This window comes from Dyadobacter sp. (genome assembly GCF_017744695.1).
Lineage (GTDB): Bacteria > Bacteroidota > Bacteroidia > Cytophagales > Spirosomataceae > Dyadobacter.
The window spans coordinates 514,372-529,600 of record NZ_JAGIAS010000005.1 but is presented as its reverse complement, the minus strand read 5'-3'; the positions used below and the strand labels follow the sequence as shown (position 1 = coordinate 529,600).

The 15,229-nt window shown below is 48.6% G+C and carries 17 protein-coding genes and 1 tRNA gene; 12 read left to right on the top strand and 6 right to left on the bottom strand.

Going from position 1 to position 15,229, the window contains the following annotated elements; all coding sequences use genetic code 11:
* Positions 1–155 precede the first annotated feature (155 nt).
* Together J7619_RS20695 and J7619_RS20690 are read left to right on the top strand one after the other, a co-directional pair.
* On the top strand, positions 156–890 hold the full coding sequence (locus tag J7619_RS20695; protein ID WP_291203043.1) for an SH3 domain-containing protein: 735 nt from the start codon (positions 156–158) through the stop codon (positions 888–890).
* Between the two features lie 76 nt (positions 891–966).
* Positions 967–1,431 (top strand): CHRD domain-containing protein, encoded by a 465-nt coding sequence (locus J7619_RS20690; protein WP_291203040.1) that lies wholly within the window; start codon positions 967–969, stop codon positions 1,429–1,431.
* Positions 1,432–1,492: 61 nt separating this feature from the next.
* Here J7619_RS20690 and J7619_RS20685 read toward each other — a convergent pair whose 3' ends face one another.
* The 4 genes from J7619_RS20685 to J7619_RS20670 form a co-directional block, all read right to left on the bottom strand.
* The gene (locus tag J7619_RS20685; RefSeq protein WP_291203037.1) at positions 1,493–2,728 is read right to left on the bottom strand and encodes a DEAD/DEAH box helicase; all 1,236 of its coding nucleotides are present in this window, start codon (positions 2,726–2,728) and stop codon (positions 1,493–1,495) included.
* A gap of 89 nt (positions 2,729–2,817) precedes the next feature.
* Positions 2,818–3,117 carry a chaperone modulator CbpM gene (locus tag J7619_RS20680; protein WP_291203034.1) on the bottom strand — a complete coding sequence of 100 codons (300 nt, stop codon included), beginning with the start codon at positions 3,115–3,117 and terminating at the stop codon, positions 2,818–2,820.
* 7 nt (positions 3,118–3,124) lie between these two features.
* Positions 3,125–4,000, bottom strand: a complete 876-nt coding sequence (locus J7619_RS20675; RefSeq protein WP_291203031.1) for a J domain-containing protein — start codon at positions 3,998–4,000, stop codon at positions 3,125–3,127.
* 46 nt (positions 4,001–4,046) lie between these two features.
* The gene (locus tag J7619_RS20670; protein ID WP_223408906.1) at positions 4,047–4,268 is read right to left on the bottom strand and encodes a VF530 family DNA-binding protein; all 222 of its coding nucleotides are present in this window, start codon (positions 4,266–4,268) and stop codon (positions 4,047–4,049) included.
* A gap of 99 nt (positions 4,269–4,367) precedes the next feature.
* Between J7619_RS20670 and J7619_RS20665 the strand changes: the two genes are divergently transcribed.
* Entirely contained in the window at positions 4,368–5,351 is a 984-nt protein-coding gene (locus J7619_RS20665; RefSeq protein WP_291203026.1) for a Gfo/Idh/MocA family protein, read from the top strand.
* Positions 5,352–5,603: 252 nt separating this feature from the next.
* Here the strand turns inward: J7619_RS20665 and J7619_RS20660 are convergent, their stop codons facing one another.
* Complete coding sequence (locus tag J7619_RS20660) at positions 5,604–5,903, bottom strand: hypothetical protein (RefSeq protein ID WP_291203023.1); 300 nt, start codon at positions 5,901–5,903, stop codon at positions 5,604–5,606.
* 168 nt (positions 5,904–6,071) lie between these two features.
* Between J7619_RS20660 and J7619_RS20655 the strand changes: the two genes are divergently transcribed.
* The 6 genes from J7619_RS20655 (at position 6,072) to J7619_RS20630 (ending at position 11,741) form a co-directional block, all read left to right on the top strand.
* A complete protein-coding gene (locus J7619_RS20655) occupies positions 6,072–6,947 on the top strand; it encodes a methylated-DNA--[protein]-cysteine S-methyltransferase (RefSeq protein WP_291203020.1) in 876 nt (291 codons plus the stop codon).
* A gap of 133 nt (positions 6,948–7,080) precedes the next feature.
* Positions 7,081–7,686 carry an outer membrane beta-barrel protein gene (locus J7619_RS20650; RefSeq protein ID WP_291203017.1) on the top strand — a complete coding sequence of 202 codons (606 nt, stop codon included), beginning with the start codon at positions 7,081–7,083 and terminating at the stop codon, positions 7,684–7,686.
* A 232-nt stretch (positions 7,687–7,918) separates the two neighbouring features.
* The gene (locus J7619_RS20645) at positions 7,919–8,704 is read left to right on the top strand and encodes a hypothetical protein (protein WP_291203014.1); all 786 of its coding nucleotides are present in this window, start codon (positions 7,919–7,921) and stop codon (positions 8,702–8,704) included.
* Entirely contained in the window at positions 8,694–9,656 is a 963-nt protein-coding gene (gene miaA / locus J7619_RS20640; RefSeq protein ID WP_291203012.1) for a tRNA (adenosine(37)-N6)-dimethylallyltransferase MiaA, read from the top strand. The genes J7619_RS20645 and miaA overlap by 11 nt, the downstream gene beginning before the upstream one ends.
* A 31-nt stretch (positions 9,657–9,687) precedes the next feature.
* The gene (locus tag J7619_RS20635; protein ID WP_291203009.1) at positions 9,688–10,143 is read left to right on the top strand and encodes a hypothetical protein; all 456 of its coding nucleotides are present in this window, start codon (positions 9,688–9,690) and stop codon (positions 10,141–10,143) included.
* Positions 10,144–10,454: 311 nt separating this feature from the next.
* A complete protein-coding gene (locus J7619_RS20630) occupies positions 10,455–11,741 on the top strand; it encodes a citrate synthase (protein WP_106595476.1) in 1,287 nt (428 codons plus the stop codon).
* Between the two features lie 133 nt (positions 11,742–11,874).
* Here the strand turns inward: J7619_RS20630 and pdxH are convergent, their stop codons facing one another.
* The gene (gene pdxH / locus J7619_RS20625; protein WP_291203005.1) at positions 11,875–12,513 is read right to left on the bottom strand and encodes a pyridoxamine 5'-phosphate oxidase; all 639 of its coding nucleotides are present in this window, start codon (positions 12,511–12,513) and stop codon (positions 11,875–11,877) included.
* Between the two features lie 107 nt (positions 12,514–12,620).
* Between pdxH and J7619_RS20620 the strand changes: the two genes are divergently transcribed.
* The 3 genes from J7619_RS20620 (at position 12,621) to J7619_RS20610 (ending at position 15,229) form a co-directional block, all read left to right on the top strand.
* Complete coding sequence (locus J7619_RS20620) at positions 12,621–14,525, top strand: DUF349 domain-containing protein (protein ID WP_291203002.1); 1,905 nt, start codon at positions 12,621–12,623, stop codon at positions 14,523–14,525.
* Between the two features lie 112 nt (positions 14,526–14,637).
* Positions 14,638–14,710, top strand: a tRNA-Thr gene (locus J7619_RS20615).
* A gap of 156 nt (positions 14,711–14,866) precedes the next feature.
* Positions 14,867–15,229 carry a transposase gene (locus J7619_RS20610; RefSeq protein WP_291202999.1) on the top strand — a complete coding sequence of 121 codons (363 nt, stop codon included), beginning with the start codon at positions 14,867–14,869 and terminating at the stop codon, positions 15,227–15,229.

Sequence of the window (15,229 nt, the reverse complement as noted above, 5' to 3'; positions counted from 1 at the left end):
ACCCAGGACCCATACATTAAAAGTGTATTGCTCTACCAGCTGAGCTACGGAATCGTTTTTTCTACTTGCTTTGTCGCTTTCGAGGTTTTGCAGTGTTGGATTAGCCGTGGCGTTTTCCGTAATTGCGATGCAAAAGTAGAATTCTTTAAAGTATAATGCAAGTACCCTACAAGAAAAACCTGATTTTTTCGTTTTTATTCCTGGCATTTTTCATGCCGGACCTGGCTTTTTGTGCCAATCAGAAAGAGCTCAAAACGGCTGATTCTCTGTTCGCTATCGCCAGGTATGCAGAGGCCCAAACACTCTACAAAAAAAATTTCAGTCTGACCGAAAAAAATAGTCAGGCGCTGCTTTTGAAGCTCGCTTTTCTGGCGGAAAAAACCAACAACTATACCGATTGCCTTTTTTTTCTCAGCAAATTGGCCCTGGTGAAACCTTCAAGGCACCTTTTTGAGAAAATGGACAAGCTCGCCAAAGAGCAGAATCTAAGTGGCTATGAATTCGACGATTACAACTATTTCATAATATTTTATCGAAAATATGGTGATTACATTCCGATATTGCTCCTAACTTTGGGCACCTATATAGTTGTCATAATGGTTACAAAGACACGTAGGAAGGAGCCGATTTTGCAGATTCACAAGGTTTCCATCATCGTTTATCTGCTCGCGCTGCTGGGCATATTAAATGTGCCTTCCCTTTATCAAACGTGTATTATTGTGAACGATAACACCTTCCTGCGCGATGAACCTTCGTCGGCAGCAGGAGTCGTCGAACGGGTGGGAAAAGGACATAAGCTGACGATAATCGGTTCTGTCGACCACTGGGACAGGGTAATCTGGAACAACCGGATCGTTTATATCCGGAAAAGTGACCTTTGGAACATATGACAGCAAACTGGTATCGTTTTTGCAGGATTTAAGTTTGTATGTATATTTAGGAGTCAAATTTTTTAATTAACGCTGTATGAAAAAGCCAATGAAACGTTTTTTACTATTGATCGCAGGAGTTTTGATGTTAGGTTTTGTCACTTCTTGTAAAGAAGAAGGACCTCATAAAGATGACATTGTGAAGCTGTCCGCCGTCATCAATAGTAGCGCCACGATGCCAAAAGCTACATCTTCCGCGCAGGGAACCGGTGTTTTTGAATACAACAAAGCTACCATGGAGCTGAAATACAACATCACTTACCAGAACATTACACCAACGTCGGTAAACATTCACGCCGCTAATCCCGCGTGGCAAGTCGGTGGAATTGTTTTCCCGCTTGCTGACAAACCAGCCAGCAACCAGGTGCAAGGCTCGGTGAAATTGAATTTAGAGCAGCAAACTCAGCTTATCACTGGTATGATGTATGTTAATATCCCAACCGAACTGTATTACTACGGTGAAATCCGCGGACAGATTCTGGTTGACAAATTCGAAAAGTAATCAACATTATATCATATAAAAAAGGCTTTCAGGAGTGATTCTGAAAGCCTTTTTTAATGGGCTATTTTTTGCTTTTCTTCTTTTGCCTCGACTCGAACTCTTCGATTTCACGCATCAGGGCGCTGAGATCGTTGGGCGTATCCGTGGTGAATTCAAGCGTCTCGGCGTAATCTTCGGCGGTCAGCTTTACCACGGCAATGGGTTTATCGAGATATTGCTGTATCTGGTCGAGTACCGGCTTTTCCTCGTCACTGCAAAACGACACTGCAATGCCCTTCTGCATTCCGCGGCCGGTACGGCCTACACGGTGGACGTAATTTTCGGGCTGTTCGGGTAAATCGTAGTTGATTACGTAATCCACATTCGGGATATCGATCCCACGCGCGCTCACATCCGTTGCAATCAGCACCTTTACATTGCCTTTCTTGAACTCGTTCATCGCGGTGAGGCGGTCGGCTTGCTCCTTATCTCCGTGAATGGTCAGGCTCTTGATTTCCATGCGTTCGAGCGCCTTGTACACGCGCTCGGCGCGCACCTTCGTGCGCACGAACACGAGGATCTTTTTATCGGCATTCTGGCGAATGACGCGTTCCAGGAAAAAACGTTTGTCGTCCATTGCCACAAAGGCAACAGAATGGTCGATGTTTTTGGCAACAGGATTTTTAGGCGAAATCTGAATACGGATGGCATTCCTAACCAGCGAATACGCCAGTTTCTTGATCTTTTCGTCGATGGTAGCCGAGAAAAAAAGTGTCTGCCTTCTTTTAGGCAAATGCCGGATCAGGTCCTGAATATCTTTGATGAACCCCAGGTCGAGCATATGATCCGCTTCATCGAGAATGAGCGTATCGACGCGATCCAGCTTGATATAGCCTTGACTCACAAGATCGAACATCCGGCCGGGCGTCGAAACGAGGACGTCAATACCTTTTTCGAGCTTCGCGATCTGTGGCCCCTGCTCTACACCACCGAACACGCTGAATGTTTTCACTTTAGTGTGACGCGAAATACTCGTAAACACCTCGGCGATCTGGATAGCCAGCTCCCGCGTTGGCACCATGACCACGCATTTGATCCCTTCGGAACGGCTCGACGACTTTTGCTTATGCAATTTATCCACCACCGGAATCGCAAATGCGGCCGTCTTACCGGTGCCAGTCTGCGCGATAGCCAACACATCTTCCCCCTTCATAACCGCCGGAATGGCTTTAAACTGGATATCCGTAGGCTTTTTGAACCCGGCCGCTTCCAGGCTCCGCTTGATCTCGGCGGCAATGGGGTAATCTTCAAATTTCATAGGCAAATAATGGGGCAGACCGGCTCCGGCCTGCCCTTCGTTTTAATGGGAGTGCAAAGATAACCGGTTATCCGGCAATGCATGAGTTATTATAAGCCCGGCTCGTAAAACCGCAAACGGTTCCGAAGCGAAGCAATTTCCCTGTCCAGTTGTTCAATCCGGCCAAGCAGTCCCTGAATAGCCTCTATACCTTCCAGGTTAATGTCCAGCTCGCGGTGAAGGCGGATAATGCGCTCGATGCGGTTCAGTTGCGGGACCTGTAAAAAACGCGCTTCGCCAACGATCACGGTCTCGATTAGGTCGTGTTCCTGCAATGATTCTACAAACGCGTATTCCACATCGTAATTCGTGCAGAACACTTCGATGGCAATCAACTGATCATTTTCCATATCGTTTTCAGGATTTAGACAATTCTGTAAACAATTCCTTTTGACGGTCGGTCAGGTTGGTCGGGATTTTGACGTCGAAAGTCACGTAAAGATCTCCGAACTGGCCCTCCTGTTTGTAAACCGGAAAGCCCTTGCCTTTCAAACGTACCACACTGCCGTTCTGCGTTTCGGGCTTCACAGGTAGTTTCACTTTCCCGCTCAATGTCTCCACCACCAGCTCGCCACCCAGCACGGCCGTATAAAGATCCAGCTCTGCTTTCACATGCAGGTCATTACCGGACCGTCTGAATTTTTCGTCAACTCCTACCGAGAAAGTAATATATAAATCCCCGTTCGGCCCGCCATTGCTTCCAGGGCCGCCATGGCCTGCAATTTTAATAGTTTGCCCGTTTTCAACACCTGCCGGCACAGTAATGCGAATGTTTTTGCCATTCACCGTCAGGGTTTGTTTGTGCGTTTCGTAGGCGTCGCGAAGGCCCAGATGGATTTCAGCCTGGTAATCCTGCCCGCGGAACCGCGCCTGCCGACCGCCACCGAAGCCCGAGCCAAACATCGATTCGAAGAAATCGGAGAAACCTTCGTTGCTGCCGCCATACCATTGGCCCTCCTGTCCTCCTGCCTGGCTGCGTGCCTGCCGCGCCTGTTCGAATTCCGCGCTATGTTGCCAGTCTTTGCCGTACTTGTCGTACTTCTTCCGCTTTTCAGGGTCGCTCAGCACCTCGTTCGCTTCGTTGAGCTCCTGAAACTTCTTCTGCGCTTCCTTGTCGTTCGGGTTCAGATCGGGGTGGTATTTCCTCGCCAGTTTTCTGTAAGCATTCTTAATGGCCTTATCGTCAGCATTTTTGTCAAGTCCGAGTATCTGATAATAATCTACAAAAGCCATAAATATCCAATCTGTTGAAGTGAATAATGGTTAACAAAACAGCCCTCTACTTCCGTGCCAGCATTTTCAGGTACAATTCTTCCACTTTCTGGCGTGCCCACGGCGTCTTCCGCAGAAATTTGAGGCTCGATTTCACACTGGGATCGTGCTGAAAGCTATTGATATTGACATAATAACCCATTTGCTCCCAGCCATAATAATCCACGAGCTCATTCAAAATAGCTTCCAGGGTTTTACCATGAAGCGGGTTATTCGGTTGTGATTCCATGTGTACCGTTCAAAAATGTTGCAGTGTCTTTTAAAGTAGATTTCTGTTCTTAAATAATTATTATGCAGGTTGATTAGTTCAAAACCTAAAACCTGTCCGATGGATCAGATAAAATGGGGCATTATCGGTTGCGGCAACGTGACCGAAGTCAAAAGCGGACCCGCATTCAATAAGGTACCCAACTCTTCGCTCGTGGCGGTCATGCGACGCGATGGCGCATTGGCCAAAGACTATGCCGAGCGCCATGGCGTGCCCAAATGGTATGACGACGCCGAAGCGCTCATCAACGACCCCGATATCAATGCGATTTACATCGCCACGCCGCCCGACGCCCACGAAAGCCTGGCCTTCAAAGCGATGCGCGCCGGTAAGCCGGTGTACATCGAAAAACCCATGGCCCGAACCGCCGCCGAATGCGACCGCATCAATGCGGAAAGCAAGCGAACCGGCGTACCGGTTTTCGTAGCCTATTACCGACGCGCCTTGGATTACTTCCTGAAAGTAAAAGAATTGATCGACAAAAAGGTGATCGGAGATGTTCGCTTCATCGATATTTGCCTCCAATGGCAGCCTTACGATGAAGAAGTCGGGCCGAATGCAAAGCCGCGCTGGCGCGTAAAACCGGAAATTTCGGGTGGCGGGCATTTCCACGATCTTGCATCGCACCAGTTCGACCTCCTTGAATTCATTTTCGGGCCTATCCGTCACGCGTCGGGGATCGCGCGCAACCAGGCGGGCCTGTACGAGGCAGACGATATTGTCGTGGCCAATTTTGAATTTGAATCGGGCATATTGGGTAAAGGAAGCTGGTGCTATACCATCGACAAAGACCAGCGCGAGGACGAGGCGCAGATCATTGGCTCGAAAGGCCGCATCACGTTTTCATTTTTTGAGAAATTCGATATCCACGTCGAAACTTCTGAGGGTATTGAGGTATTTCACATCCCTTATCCGCAACATGTGCAGCAGCCACTCATCGAATCGATCGTGCGGGAATTACGGGGTGAAGGCAAATGCCCCAGCAGCGGCGACACCGGAGCGCGGGCGAACCTGATCATGGACAGGATTACGCAAAAGCAATAAATTTAGGGTGCAGGATACAAATGCGCGGGTTATTGCTGTTATTTGAAAGATTACACAACTCTAAAATTCAATAGTCATGGCCAAAGGAAAAAACCTGGACAAAGGGAGCGACAAAAAAGAGGCTACTAAAACGCTGAAAGAAAAAAGAGCTGATAAAAAGGCAAAAAAGGATGGCAAAAAGGATTATTGATCCTCCGTCACACGTCCTTCCCGAAATGGCTCCCGCAATGCAATGCAGGAGCCATTTCGCTTTTAATAGATCTCCCGGTTGGTCTTGTATTTCGACAGCCGCTTCCGCGAACGGACTATCTTTGAATGAATTCTGTTTTTTTCATCCGGTGTAAGGATATCGTCGGCAAGCGCCTTATCGATCGTCAGTTCGATCGCATTGCGTTCTTCTTTTAACTTGGCGTATTCGTTGGCGGTCAGTTTGCGGCTTTTGTAAGCAGCTTCTATCTGACCGTTGAGCTTCCGGAGCTCCGCTTTGAAATTTTGTGAATGGGCACCGTGGGTGACCAGTATGGTAATAAGGCTCGCAAAAAGTAATTTCATGGCTATGAGGAACGTACTAATATGGCTGTTTTAAACTGATGCGAATATAAACCCGCGTACATAAACAGCGCCAACGCGGTTTAGTGACTGGTGCAGATAGTGCGCAAGTTTCGGGTTGGCTACCCGGGGCATACAAACCAAATTTGTATCAACAAATTAAAAAATCCAATGGACCAGCAAACTTATCATTACGACAAAATCGCGAAAGCCATCGAATATATCGTGGCCAACGCCAAGGAGCAGCCAACGCTCAACGAAGTAGCCGACGAGGTGAGCATCAGCCAGTTCCATTTCCAGCGCATGTTTTCGGAATGGGCCGGCGTGAGCCCGAAACGGTTCCTGCAATACATCACGGCAGGATATTTGAAGGACCGGATCAGGGATTCGAACAACCTTTCCGAACTCGCCGAATCGGCCGGACTTTCGAGCCAGAGCCGGGTGTATGACCACTTCGTATCCATCGAGGGTGTTACGCCTCAGGAGTTCAAAAGCGCGGGCAAAGGACTGGTCATCAGCTACGGATTTCATGAAACACCCTTTGGTGATTGTTTCATCGCCGCCACCGACCGAGGCATTTGCGCCATGGCATTTGTGGACGACGCTACCCGCGACTTCCAGCTCATCGAGCTCGCCCGCAAATGGCACTACGCCACCATCCGTCCGGACCAGGCGTCGACAGCAAGCTACGTACAGCGTATTTTCAGCCCCGCACAACAATCATTGGAAAAACTTCCATTGCTTGTACAAGGCACCAATTTTCAGCTCAAAGTTTGGGAAGCATTGCTCAGCATCCCCCAAGGCGCGGTGACGACCTACCAGCAAATCGCCGAGCGTATCGGGCATCCGAAAGCCGTCCGCGCAGTAGGTTCGGCGGTGGGCGACAACCCTGTTGCCTACATTATCCCCTGCCATAGGGTGATCCGCAAAGAGGGCGTATTGGGCGAATACCGTTGGGGCAGCTTGCGCAAAAAAGCACTGATCGGCTGGGAGGCAGCCCGTCAGGATGAGGAATATTTTGCACAGAAACAGATAGTTTTGAAATAGTACATTAAAAATAAATTGTCACTGTAATGGATTGTATGATAATTTAATAGCAGCTGCACAATGCAATTTTTCCGTGTTGGACTGATTATGGATGCATGGTTTCCAAACTATCAACCATAATTAGTACATCAACATGAAAAAGCAACTGATCCTATCACTGGCAGTTTTCGCTCTGATCGTCACCGCGACCTCGGCCAGCTTTGCGCAGTTCTCTCTCGGATTACAGGGTGGGATTGCCAAATCCAACGTGGAAGATTCCAAAACAGTAGCAGGTGGTGGTGTAAACCTCCGGGTGTTTGCTTCGCCGCAATTTGCAATCGGGGTTGCGGGTAAAGTCTACGCCGATGGCAGCGACTACAATGTGGCCGGACAAAAGCTTAGTACCACCGGAACACTCACGCCCGTAACCGGTACGCTGGACTACTTCTTTACCAACGGTGCCATCCGCCCCTACATCGGGGGTGATGCCGGGGTATATTTCTCGAAGTACAAAGCGAAATGGAATGGTGAAACCGTACTGGAATCGTCGAAGCACAGCAATTTCGGTGCAGCACCCAGGGCAGGTCTGGTATTCGCATTCGGAAACCTGGGTATCCAGGTAGAAGGTATTTACCATTTTGTATTTGGTAATAAAAACCACGAATCTGAAACCGGCTCGCCTAACAACATTGATTTTGAATCCACTTCCAAATTCGGCGGTGTGAACGTAGGTATCATATTCGGATTAGGCGGCAAGTAGTTTCCGCTGGCCATTCAAAACGCAAACGCGCCACATCGGCGCGTTTTTTTGTTGTGTAGGAATCCCGCATTAACTTGCCCGCTCATTTACAAGCATCCCATTGGCCGAACCAACATCATTTTCAGAACAACTTTGCAACTGGCTGACAACCATTCCGTTTCAATGTCATATCGTGCATGAACCGGGTTTTGCACTACCCGTGCTGGAAATAGCCAATGGAGGTCAAGTGACGATGAAAATAATCCCGGCAGGCCTGGCTACCTGGGAAAAAATCCATCATGAAAGCTTGTTGAACCCTTTAAAACAGCTTCTGGAAGCCACCCGCAACGAAGGCATTCCCGCTGTGGTGATTTCGGAAGACTACTGGCTGGCCAGAAAGAAGATTGTGCAATCGCGGTTGGCTGCTATGCTGGGCAAATCGGCCAAAATCCCCGCGCGCCTGACGCTCGCACGAAGGATCGATAATGCCACCACAGCACAGTTCCTGGAAGTCAATCATTTAAATGGCAGCACCATGTCGAAATTCCGATACGGGCTGTTTTTACCAAAGCGATATTACCGCGTGTTGCCGGAAGATTTTGTTTTCGATGCATCGGCAGACGAATTGCTGGTTGCCGCAGCCACTTTCAGCAACGCCCGCATTTTCGAGCAAAACGGAGGACCATTCCGCTCACATGAGCTGATCCGCTTTGCCAGCTTGCTGGGTACCAATGTGGTTGGTGCGTTGGATAAGCTACTGAATGCATTCATCCGCGAAAAGTTACCAGACGACATTATGACTTATGCCGACCTAGAATGGTCTGACGGCCGGAGCTACCAGCGCCTCGGGTTCGAAGAAAGAGGAAGTACGCCTCCGCGCAAAGCCTACGTCGAGCTCGCGAACATGCGCCGCGTGCGTACGCGTGAGGAAGCCGGTCAGTCTGCCTGTCAACCGCCTGTTGCATATCTGACAATATATAACTTGGGCAGCATCAAATACGTCAGGACCATTAACTCTTCGGAAACCCATGAGTACTGAAACTCCGCTATTAATTATTCTCGGCCCGACGGCCTCCGGTAAGACGCACCTGGCCACCCGCGTCGCGCACGAAATCAGCGGCGAAATCATCAGTGCCGATTCGAGGCAGGTTTACCGGCAAATGGACATCGGTACGGGCAAAGACCTCGACGAATACATTGTGAACGGGGAGTATATTCCCACCCACCTGATCAATATCCGCGACGCAGGTGATAAGTATAATGTGAACGATTTCCAGCACGATTTTGCCGATGCTTACCAACAGATTCTGGCCAACGGGCGCGTTCCGATTGTTTGTGGTGGAACCGGGTTCTATATATATGCATTACTGAAAGGCCACGCCAATGATACGGTGCCCGTGAATGACGCCCTGCGGGCTGAGCTGGAAGCACTCTCCAATGATCAGCTCACTGCCCGGTTTCAGGCTTCCGACTCCGCCTACCATGCGCTGGCCGATATTTCAACCCGCAAGAGGCTGATCCGCGCGTTGGAAATAGCTGCATTCCTGCATGATCACCCCGAAACCGACATCGCCTTTGGCGATGAGGCAAACGCGTATCCTGCACTGATTTTCGGTCTGAACCCACCCGTCGAAACCCGGCGGGAACGCATCAGCAAAAGACTCTCGACCAGGTTAAAGCAGGGATTAATAGAAGAGGTTCAAAGTCTTTTAAATCAAGACATTACACCCGATTCGTTAATCTATTACGGTTTGGAATACAAATATGTAACCCTGTACGTTACCGGCGCGATGACTTTTGAAGAAATGCATTCCAAACTCGAAACCGAGATCCACCGATTCGCCAAACGACAGATGACGTTTTTCAGGAAAATGGAAAAGGATGGACTGAAAATCAACTGGATACCCGACCAATGGTCCGAAAGCGAGAAAATCCGATTTATAATTGCGCGTTACCGGGAATTTAAAAGTGGTAATGCCGGTAATATGTAAGTGTAAACCAACCAAAAAAACGTCGTTAAGAATGAATCGCAAATGGAGCAGCCTGTTATTGCTGCTGGTACTGAGTGTAACGGATGCATACCTCCTCGCGCATCCGAATCTGATCGGGAAGATCGGTGTATTGGTATACAAGCACCATTATATCCGCAATTTCCCGAGAGCGCTGCTGACGGTCATGATCGTGGTGGGCGTGTCGCTGGCTGTTTGTGAGCTGGTTTACAGGTTCACACAAAAAAGGACGGCTATTTTCAGCTATCTGCTCCTGACGGGCGTCGCGTTGTTCTGGTTTATGTATGTGTTCGTGACTTTTTCGTCATTTTCCTACCGGATTACGGGCAAGTCGTTCATTTACGGGGCGCATTTGTTGCCGGTTATCCTAACGGGGCTGAACCTGAGGTATCTCATCAAGCGAGTGCTCGCCAAAGAACCGCTTAATGATGCCTTAACAGAAGGAAAAAGTGGCCCAGGAGCAGCGTAGCGGGGTTATGAAACTATAAATTGTTGTCCAAATGGCGCAAGACAGTAGAATATTCTCATAAATCCTTCAAATTGTGAAATATTATTGTTCCCGTCTTGAATTTTCACAAATAAACCACGGATAATAATAGAAAGTACGCGGTTTTTTAGGATATTGCGGCTTGTGTCGGACCGGGAAATGGTTAAACCCGCAGCCATTTAACACAAAATTAACTTGTTGGGTAAGTAAATCGCTGTTAACGAAAAACTTTGGCTTGAATTGACCGATTGGCCTGCCTGTTCATTAACCTTTTTAATTTTATTCTTATTTCTATGTCCCAAATAGCTGAATTGACCCTTGATGGTAAAAAGTACGAGTTTCCGATAATTGAAGGTAGTGAGCAGGAAAAGGCGATAGATATCTCCAAATTACGCGACCAGACAGGGTATATTACGATTGATCCAGGTTACAAGAATACCGGTGCGACCAAAAGTGCCATTACATTTCTGGACGGAGAAGAAGGCGTTCTGAATTACAGAGGTTACTCGATCGAGGACCTGGCCGAAAAATCTTCTTTCCTCGAAGTTGCTTATCTGCTCATTTACGGAGAGCTTCCTACTGAAAAACAATTCGCTGAATTTGAACATGAAATCCGTACGCATACGCTCGTGAACGAGGACATGCGCAAGATTTTCGAAGGCTTCCCGGTGAATGCACACCCGATGGGCGTGCTTTCGTCGCTGGTGAGCGCGATGAGCGCCTTCTACCCGGATGCCAACGCTCAGAATTCAGAAGCGGAGACACAACTGCATATTATCCGCCTGCTCGCGAAACTCCCTACGATCGCCACCTGGTCGTACAAAAAATCGCAGGGCCACCCGGTGAATTACCCGCAAAACGAACTCGATTACTGCTCGAACTTCCTGAACATGATGTTCTCGCTTCCCGTAGCGAAATACAATGTGGATCCGGTTGTTTCCGCAGCATTGAATAAACTGCTGATCCTCCACGCCGACCATGAGCAAAACTGCTCCACCTCGACTGTAAGACTGGTAGGATCGTCACACGCCAACATTTTCTCATCTATTTCCTCAGGTATCAGCGCATTGTGGGGCCCGCTCCACGGCGGCGCCAACCAGGAAGTGATCGAAATGCTCGAAGCGATTAAGGCCGACGGTGGTGATACGCAGAAATACATTAATATGGCCAAAGACAAGAGCAGCGGCTTCCGTTTGTTCGGTTTCGGTCACCGCGTTTACAAAAACTTCGACCCGCGCGCGCGCATCATCAAAAAGGCTGCGGACGATGTGCTCAACAAACTCGGCATCAACGATCCGGTTCTCGAAATCGCCCAGAAACTTGAAAAAGCAGCTTTGGAAGACGATTACTTCGTACAACGCAAGCTTTACCCGAACGTCGATTTCTATTCAGGTATCATCTACCGTGCGTTGGGCATACCTACTAACATGTTCACGGTAATGTTCGCGATCGGCCGTCTGCCGGGATGGATCGCGCAATGGAAAGAAATGCGCGTGAACAAAGAGCCGATAGGCCGCCCGCGTCAGATTTACACCGGAGCTCCGAAACGGGATTTCGTTCCGATGAGCGAAAGGAAATAAGAATGATTGAATGACCGAATGATTGAATGATTGAATGATTGAATGATTGAATGATTGAATGGTGCTATTCTGTGAACCGCCTATTCACTCATTCACTCATTCAACCATCGCTCCGGCGACCCGGTCAAAATTATCACGGCGAAAGCCGCTCAATCTTCCACTCCCCTCCAACCTTCGTATAAGCTAACCGGTCGTGCAAACGGCTGGGCCTCCCTTGCCAGAATTCTACGTAATCCGGCACCACTCGGTAGCCGCCCCAGTGCGGTGGACGGGGCACCGGCTGACCTTCAAAACGGGCTTTCAGTTCCGCTGTTTTTTCTTCCAGAAATTCGCGATTGGGGATCACTTCGCTCTGGTGAGATGCCCAGGCGCCGATCTGACTTCCCCGGGGCCTCACAGCGAAGTATTCACTGGATTCCGCTTCGGAAGTCTTCTCGATCCTTCCTTCGATACGAACCTGTCTTTCAAGCTCTTTCCAGAAAAATGTGAGCGCCACCTGCGGATTTGCCTCGATTTCCCGGCCCTTTTTACTGTCGTAATTTGTGAAGAAGGAAAAGCCCCTGTCATCGAGGTCTTTCAGGAGCACGATCCTGCCCGTCGGACGGCCTTCGTATACCGTACTGAGTAGCATCGCATTGGCTTCGCTGATGTCCGCTTCGCGCACGTCGTTAAACCATAACCTGAACTGTTTCAGTGGATCTGGATCGAGATCGGCCTCCAGTAGCCCTTTGAGCTGATAGTCGTAACGGATATTTGCTATGTTATGATCCATTGGATACTAATATGTTCAATGTTGGGATGCCAAAAGTAGCCATTTCAGAGGAAAGATTATTAGATTTGTAATCTTTAAGAGACCGTACGTACGAAACAAGCATCACGATGGCACAAGAACAACAAGAAGGGGTCAAAAGCGAAGAGCAGGACGACCTGGCACCCAAAACGATTGATACCCTTGAAATTGATCTTAACAATGAGTTGACGGAGGAGCACGAGGAGGAAACGCCTGATGTGGATTACAGCCAATTATCTAAGGAGCAACTGGTTAACCTGTTGGAAAACGAACTGGCAGGCATTCGCGGCGAGGCAGCAACTGCTGCTCAACTGAAAAAGGCGGAGGCTGTGGCCAGAGGGGTTCGTACGGTGCTCGACCAGATCAAACATAAAGACCGCGAAGCTGCGCTGAAAACGTTTGTCGAAGAAACAGGCGGTGAAGACGGGTTCGAATACAAATACGACGGCGATACGCAGAAAATCGACTCGCTGAGCCGTGAGATCCGTGGTCTTAAAAATGCCTTCTATCAAAGCCAGGAGAAGGAAAAAGAGAAGAATTTCAATGTAAAAACCGCGTTGCTCGGCCGCCTGCGTGCGCTCGTGGACGAGGAGGGTACGCGCGAAACGGATGCAACCGGCCTGAAATCGAGTTGGGAAGAATTCAAAAAAATCCAGGAAGAATGGAAAGCCGCAGGCAACGTGGCGTCGCCGCATAACGGTACGCTTTGGGCGACGTATAATGCGCTGATCGACCGCTATTTCAGCAACCGCAACATCTACTTCGAACTCAAAGAACTCGACCGCCGCCGCAATGCGGAACTGAAGGCGGAGTTGTGCGAGAAAGTGGAAGAGCTTGGAAAATCGCTGGAAAGCCGTCCGATGACGCGCGAGATCCTGAACGAAGCCAACCACATTTTTGAAGAATACAAACACTTGGGCCCTGCTCCGAAAGAAGATCAGGAAAAACTGTGGCAGCGCTTCAAAGAGGCACTTGACGTGCTTTATGATGCGCAGCGCGGCCAGTTTGCCGAGCAGAAGAAATCCATGCAGGAGAACTACGAACAGAAGCTGAAAATTTACGAAGCGATCGTTCCGTTCACTACCTACAACTCGGGAAGCATCAAAGAATGGAATGCCAAAACGAAAGACATTATGGCGTTCCAGGATCAATGGGTGGCCCTGAAAGGCATTATGCCGCGTGAGGAAGGCAAAGAGCTGAGCAAGAAGTTCTGGGCTGCGCTGAAAACGTTTTTCAATAACAAAGGCGAATTCTTCCGTCAGCTGGAAGCTAAACGCGAACAAAACCTCGACCTGAAAAACCAGCTTTGCGAGGAAGCCGAAGCCGTACTGTCGACCGGTGAGGACAACCCGGCCACCACGCAGAAGGTAATCGAGCTGCAAAAGAAATGGAAAGGCATCGGCCAGGTTCCCGAGAAATTCAAAGACACCATTTACGACCGCTTCAAAAAGGCTTGCGACGCTTATTTCGACCAGAAACGCGCCAAAAACCGGGAAGTGGAAGAAGAATTCGAAAACAATCTGAAACTGAAAACCGACCTCATCGACCGGATCGAGGCCGCAGCGAAGGACAAAGACGAGTCTTCGCTCAATTTGCTAAGCGCATTCAAGTCGGAATGGTCGTCGATAGGGTTTGTACCCAAGAAAGACATGCAGGCTATTCAGAAGCGTTATATCGCGGCTATCAACACCTATGTAAGCGCCATCGGCCAGCTTTCGACCAAAGAGAAAGAGCAAGCCGTGCTCGAAAGTGAAGTGGAACTGGTACGCGACGGTGAAAGCAACCGCAACCTTTACCGCAAAGAAAACGACATCCGCCGCAAGATCACGCAACTTGAAAACGACATTGCACTTTGGCAGAATAACATCGAATTCTTCGCGAAATCGAAAACTTCGGATCGTTTGAAAGCAGAATTTGAAAGAAAGATCAATAATGCATTAAGCCAGTTGGACGAGCTGAAACATCAACTCACTATTATTCAGGAGGCTATCTAAAACCTGAAAAAAAAGTTGAAAAATTTACTTTGAAAAGGTTGCATTGTATATCCCGCTCGACTACTTTTGCACCATGATAACGGAGTAACAAACGGTATCACAAAGAAAAAAGGCCTCCATAGCTCAGCTGGTAGAGCAACTGACTTGTAATCAGTAGGTCGTTGGTTCGATCCCGACTGGGGGCTCTTGAAAATCAAGCACTTAACAATCATGTTAAGTGCTTTTTTCTTATATTTGCCTCCAACTTGCAATGAAACTTGCAATGTTCTCGGCTCAATGCCAAAACTTGTGGAGCGCATAGGATTTTTCTAGGTTTGTGTTTTTAATCAACCTGGTCTGTTTTGGAGAGTTTCTTGCCTATCATTCAGTTCCTACTACCCGAGTTTATCCTCGAAAATTTTGAGTTAACTTCTATCGACCGGCAGGACAGTGTCTTTCATGTGCATATCGATGAGAAAAATACAGACGAGAATGATCCAGAAAGAAAGAACCTGCTCTCCAAAGGCTTTTTCCCGGCGATAACAGTTCAAGATTTTCCAATCCGTGGTCATAAGGTGTTCCTTCACATCAAACGCCGCAGATGGCTGAATGCCAAGACTGGTAAAGTTGTTTACAGAGACTGGACTGAGGTGGCTAATGGAACGCGGATGACGAGTGAGTTTTCCGCTTTTTTAAAAGAAATCGGTAGATACCAACCCGAATAA

Excerpts from the sequence above, each read along its gene's own strand:
- J7619_RS20695 (WP_291203043.1), top strand. The coding sequence starts at position 156 with ATGCAAGTACCCTACAAGAAAAACCTGATTTTTTCGTTTTTATTCCTG.
- J7619_RS20690 (WP_291203040.1), top strand. The coding sequence starts at position 967 with ATGAAAAAGCCAATGAAACGTTTTTTACTATTGATCGCAGGAGTTTTG.
- J7619_RS20685 (WP_291203037.1), bottom strand. The coding sequence starts at position 2,728 with ATGAAATTTGAAGATTACCCCATTGCCGCCGAGATCAAGCGGAGCCTG.
- J7619_RS20680 (WP_291203034.1), bottom strand. The coding sequence starts at position 3,117 with ATGGAAAATGATCAGTTGATTGCCATCGAAGTGTTCTGCACGAATTAC.
- J7619_RS20675 (WP_291203031.1), bottom strand. The coding sequence starts at position 4,000 with ATGGCTTTTGTAGATTATTATCAGATACTCGGACTTGACAAAAATGCT.
- J7619_RS20670 (WP_223408906.1), bottom strand. The coding sequence starts at position 4,268 with ATGGAATCACAACCGAATAACCCGCTTCATGGTAAAACCCTGGAAGCT.
- J7619_RS20665 (WP_291203026.1), top strand. The coding sequence starts at position 4,368 with ATGGATCAGATAAAATGGGGCATTATCGGTTGCGGCAACGTGACCGAA.
- J7619_RS20660 (WP_291203023.1), bottom strand. The coding sequence starts at position 5,903 with ATGAAATTACTTTTTGCGAGCCTTATTACCATACTGGTCACCCACGGT.
- J7619_RS20655 (WP_291203020.1), top strand. The coding sequence starts at position 6,072 with ATGGACCAGCAAACTTATCATTACGACAAAATCGCGAAAGCCATCGAA.
- J7619_RS20650 (WP_291203017.1), top strand. The coding sequence starts at position 7,081 with ATGAAAAAGCAACTGATCCTATCACTGGCAGTTTTCGCTCTGATCGTC.
- J7619_RS20645 (WP_291203014.1), top strand. The coding sequence starts at position 7,919 with ATGAAAATAATCCCGGCAGGCCTGGCTACCTGGGAAAAAATCCATCAT.
- miaA (WP_291203012.1), top strand. The coding sequence starts at position 8,694 with ATGAGTACTGAAACTCCGCTATTAATTATTCTCGGCCCGACGGCCTCC.
- J7619_RS20635 (WP_291203009.1), top strand. The coding sequence starts at position 9,688 with ATGAATCGCAAATGGAGCAGCCTGTTATTGCTGCTGGTACTGAGTGTA.
- J7619_RS20630 (WP_106595476.1), top strand. The coding sequence starts at position 10,455 with ATGTCCCAAATAGCTGAATTGACCCTTGATGGTAAAAAGTACGAGTTT.
- pdxH (WP_291203005.1), bottom strand. The coding sequence starts at position 12,513 with ATGGATCATAACATAGCAAATATCCGTTACGACTATCAGCTCAAAGGG.
- J7619_RS20620 (WP_291203002.1), top strand. The coding sequence starts at position 12,621 with ATGGCACAAGAACAACAAGAAGGGGTCAAAAGCGAAGAGCAGGACGAC.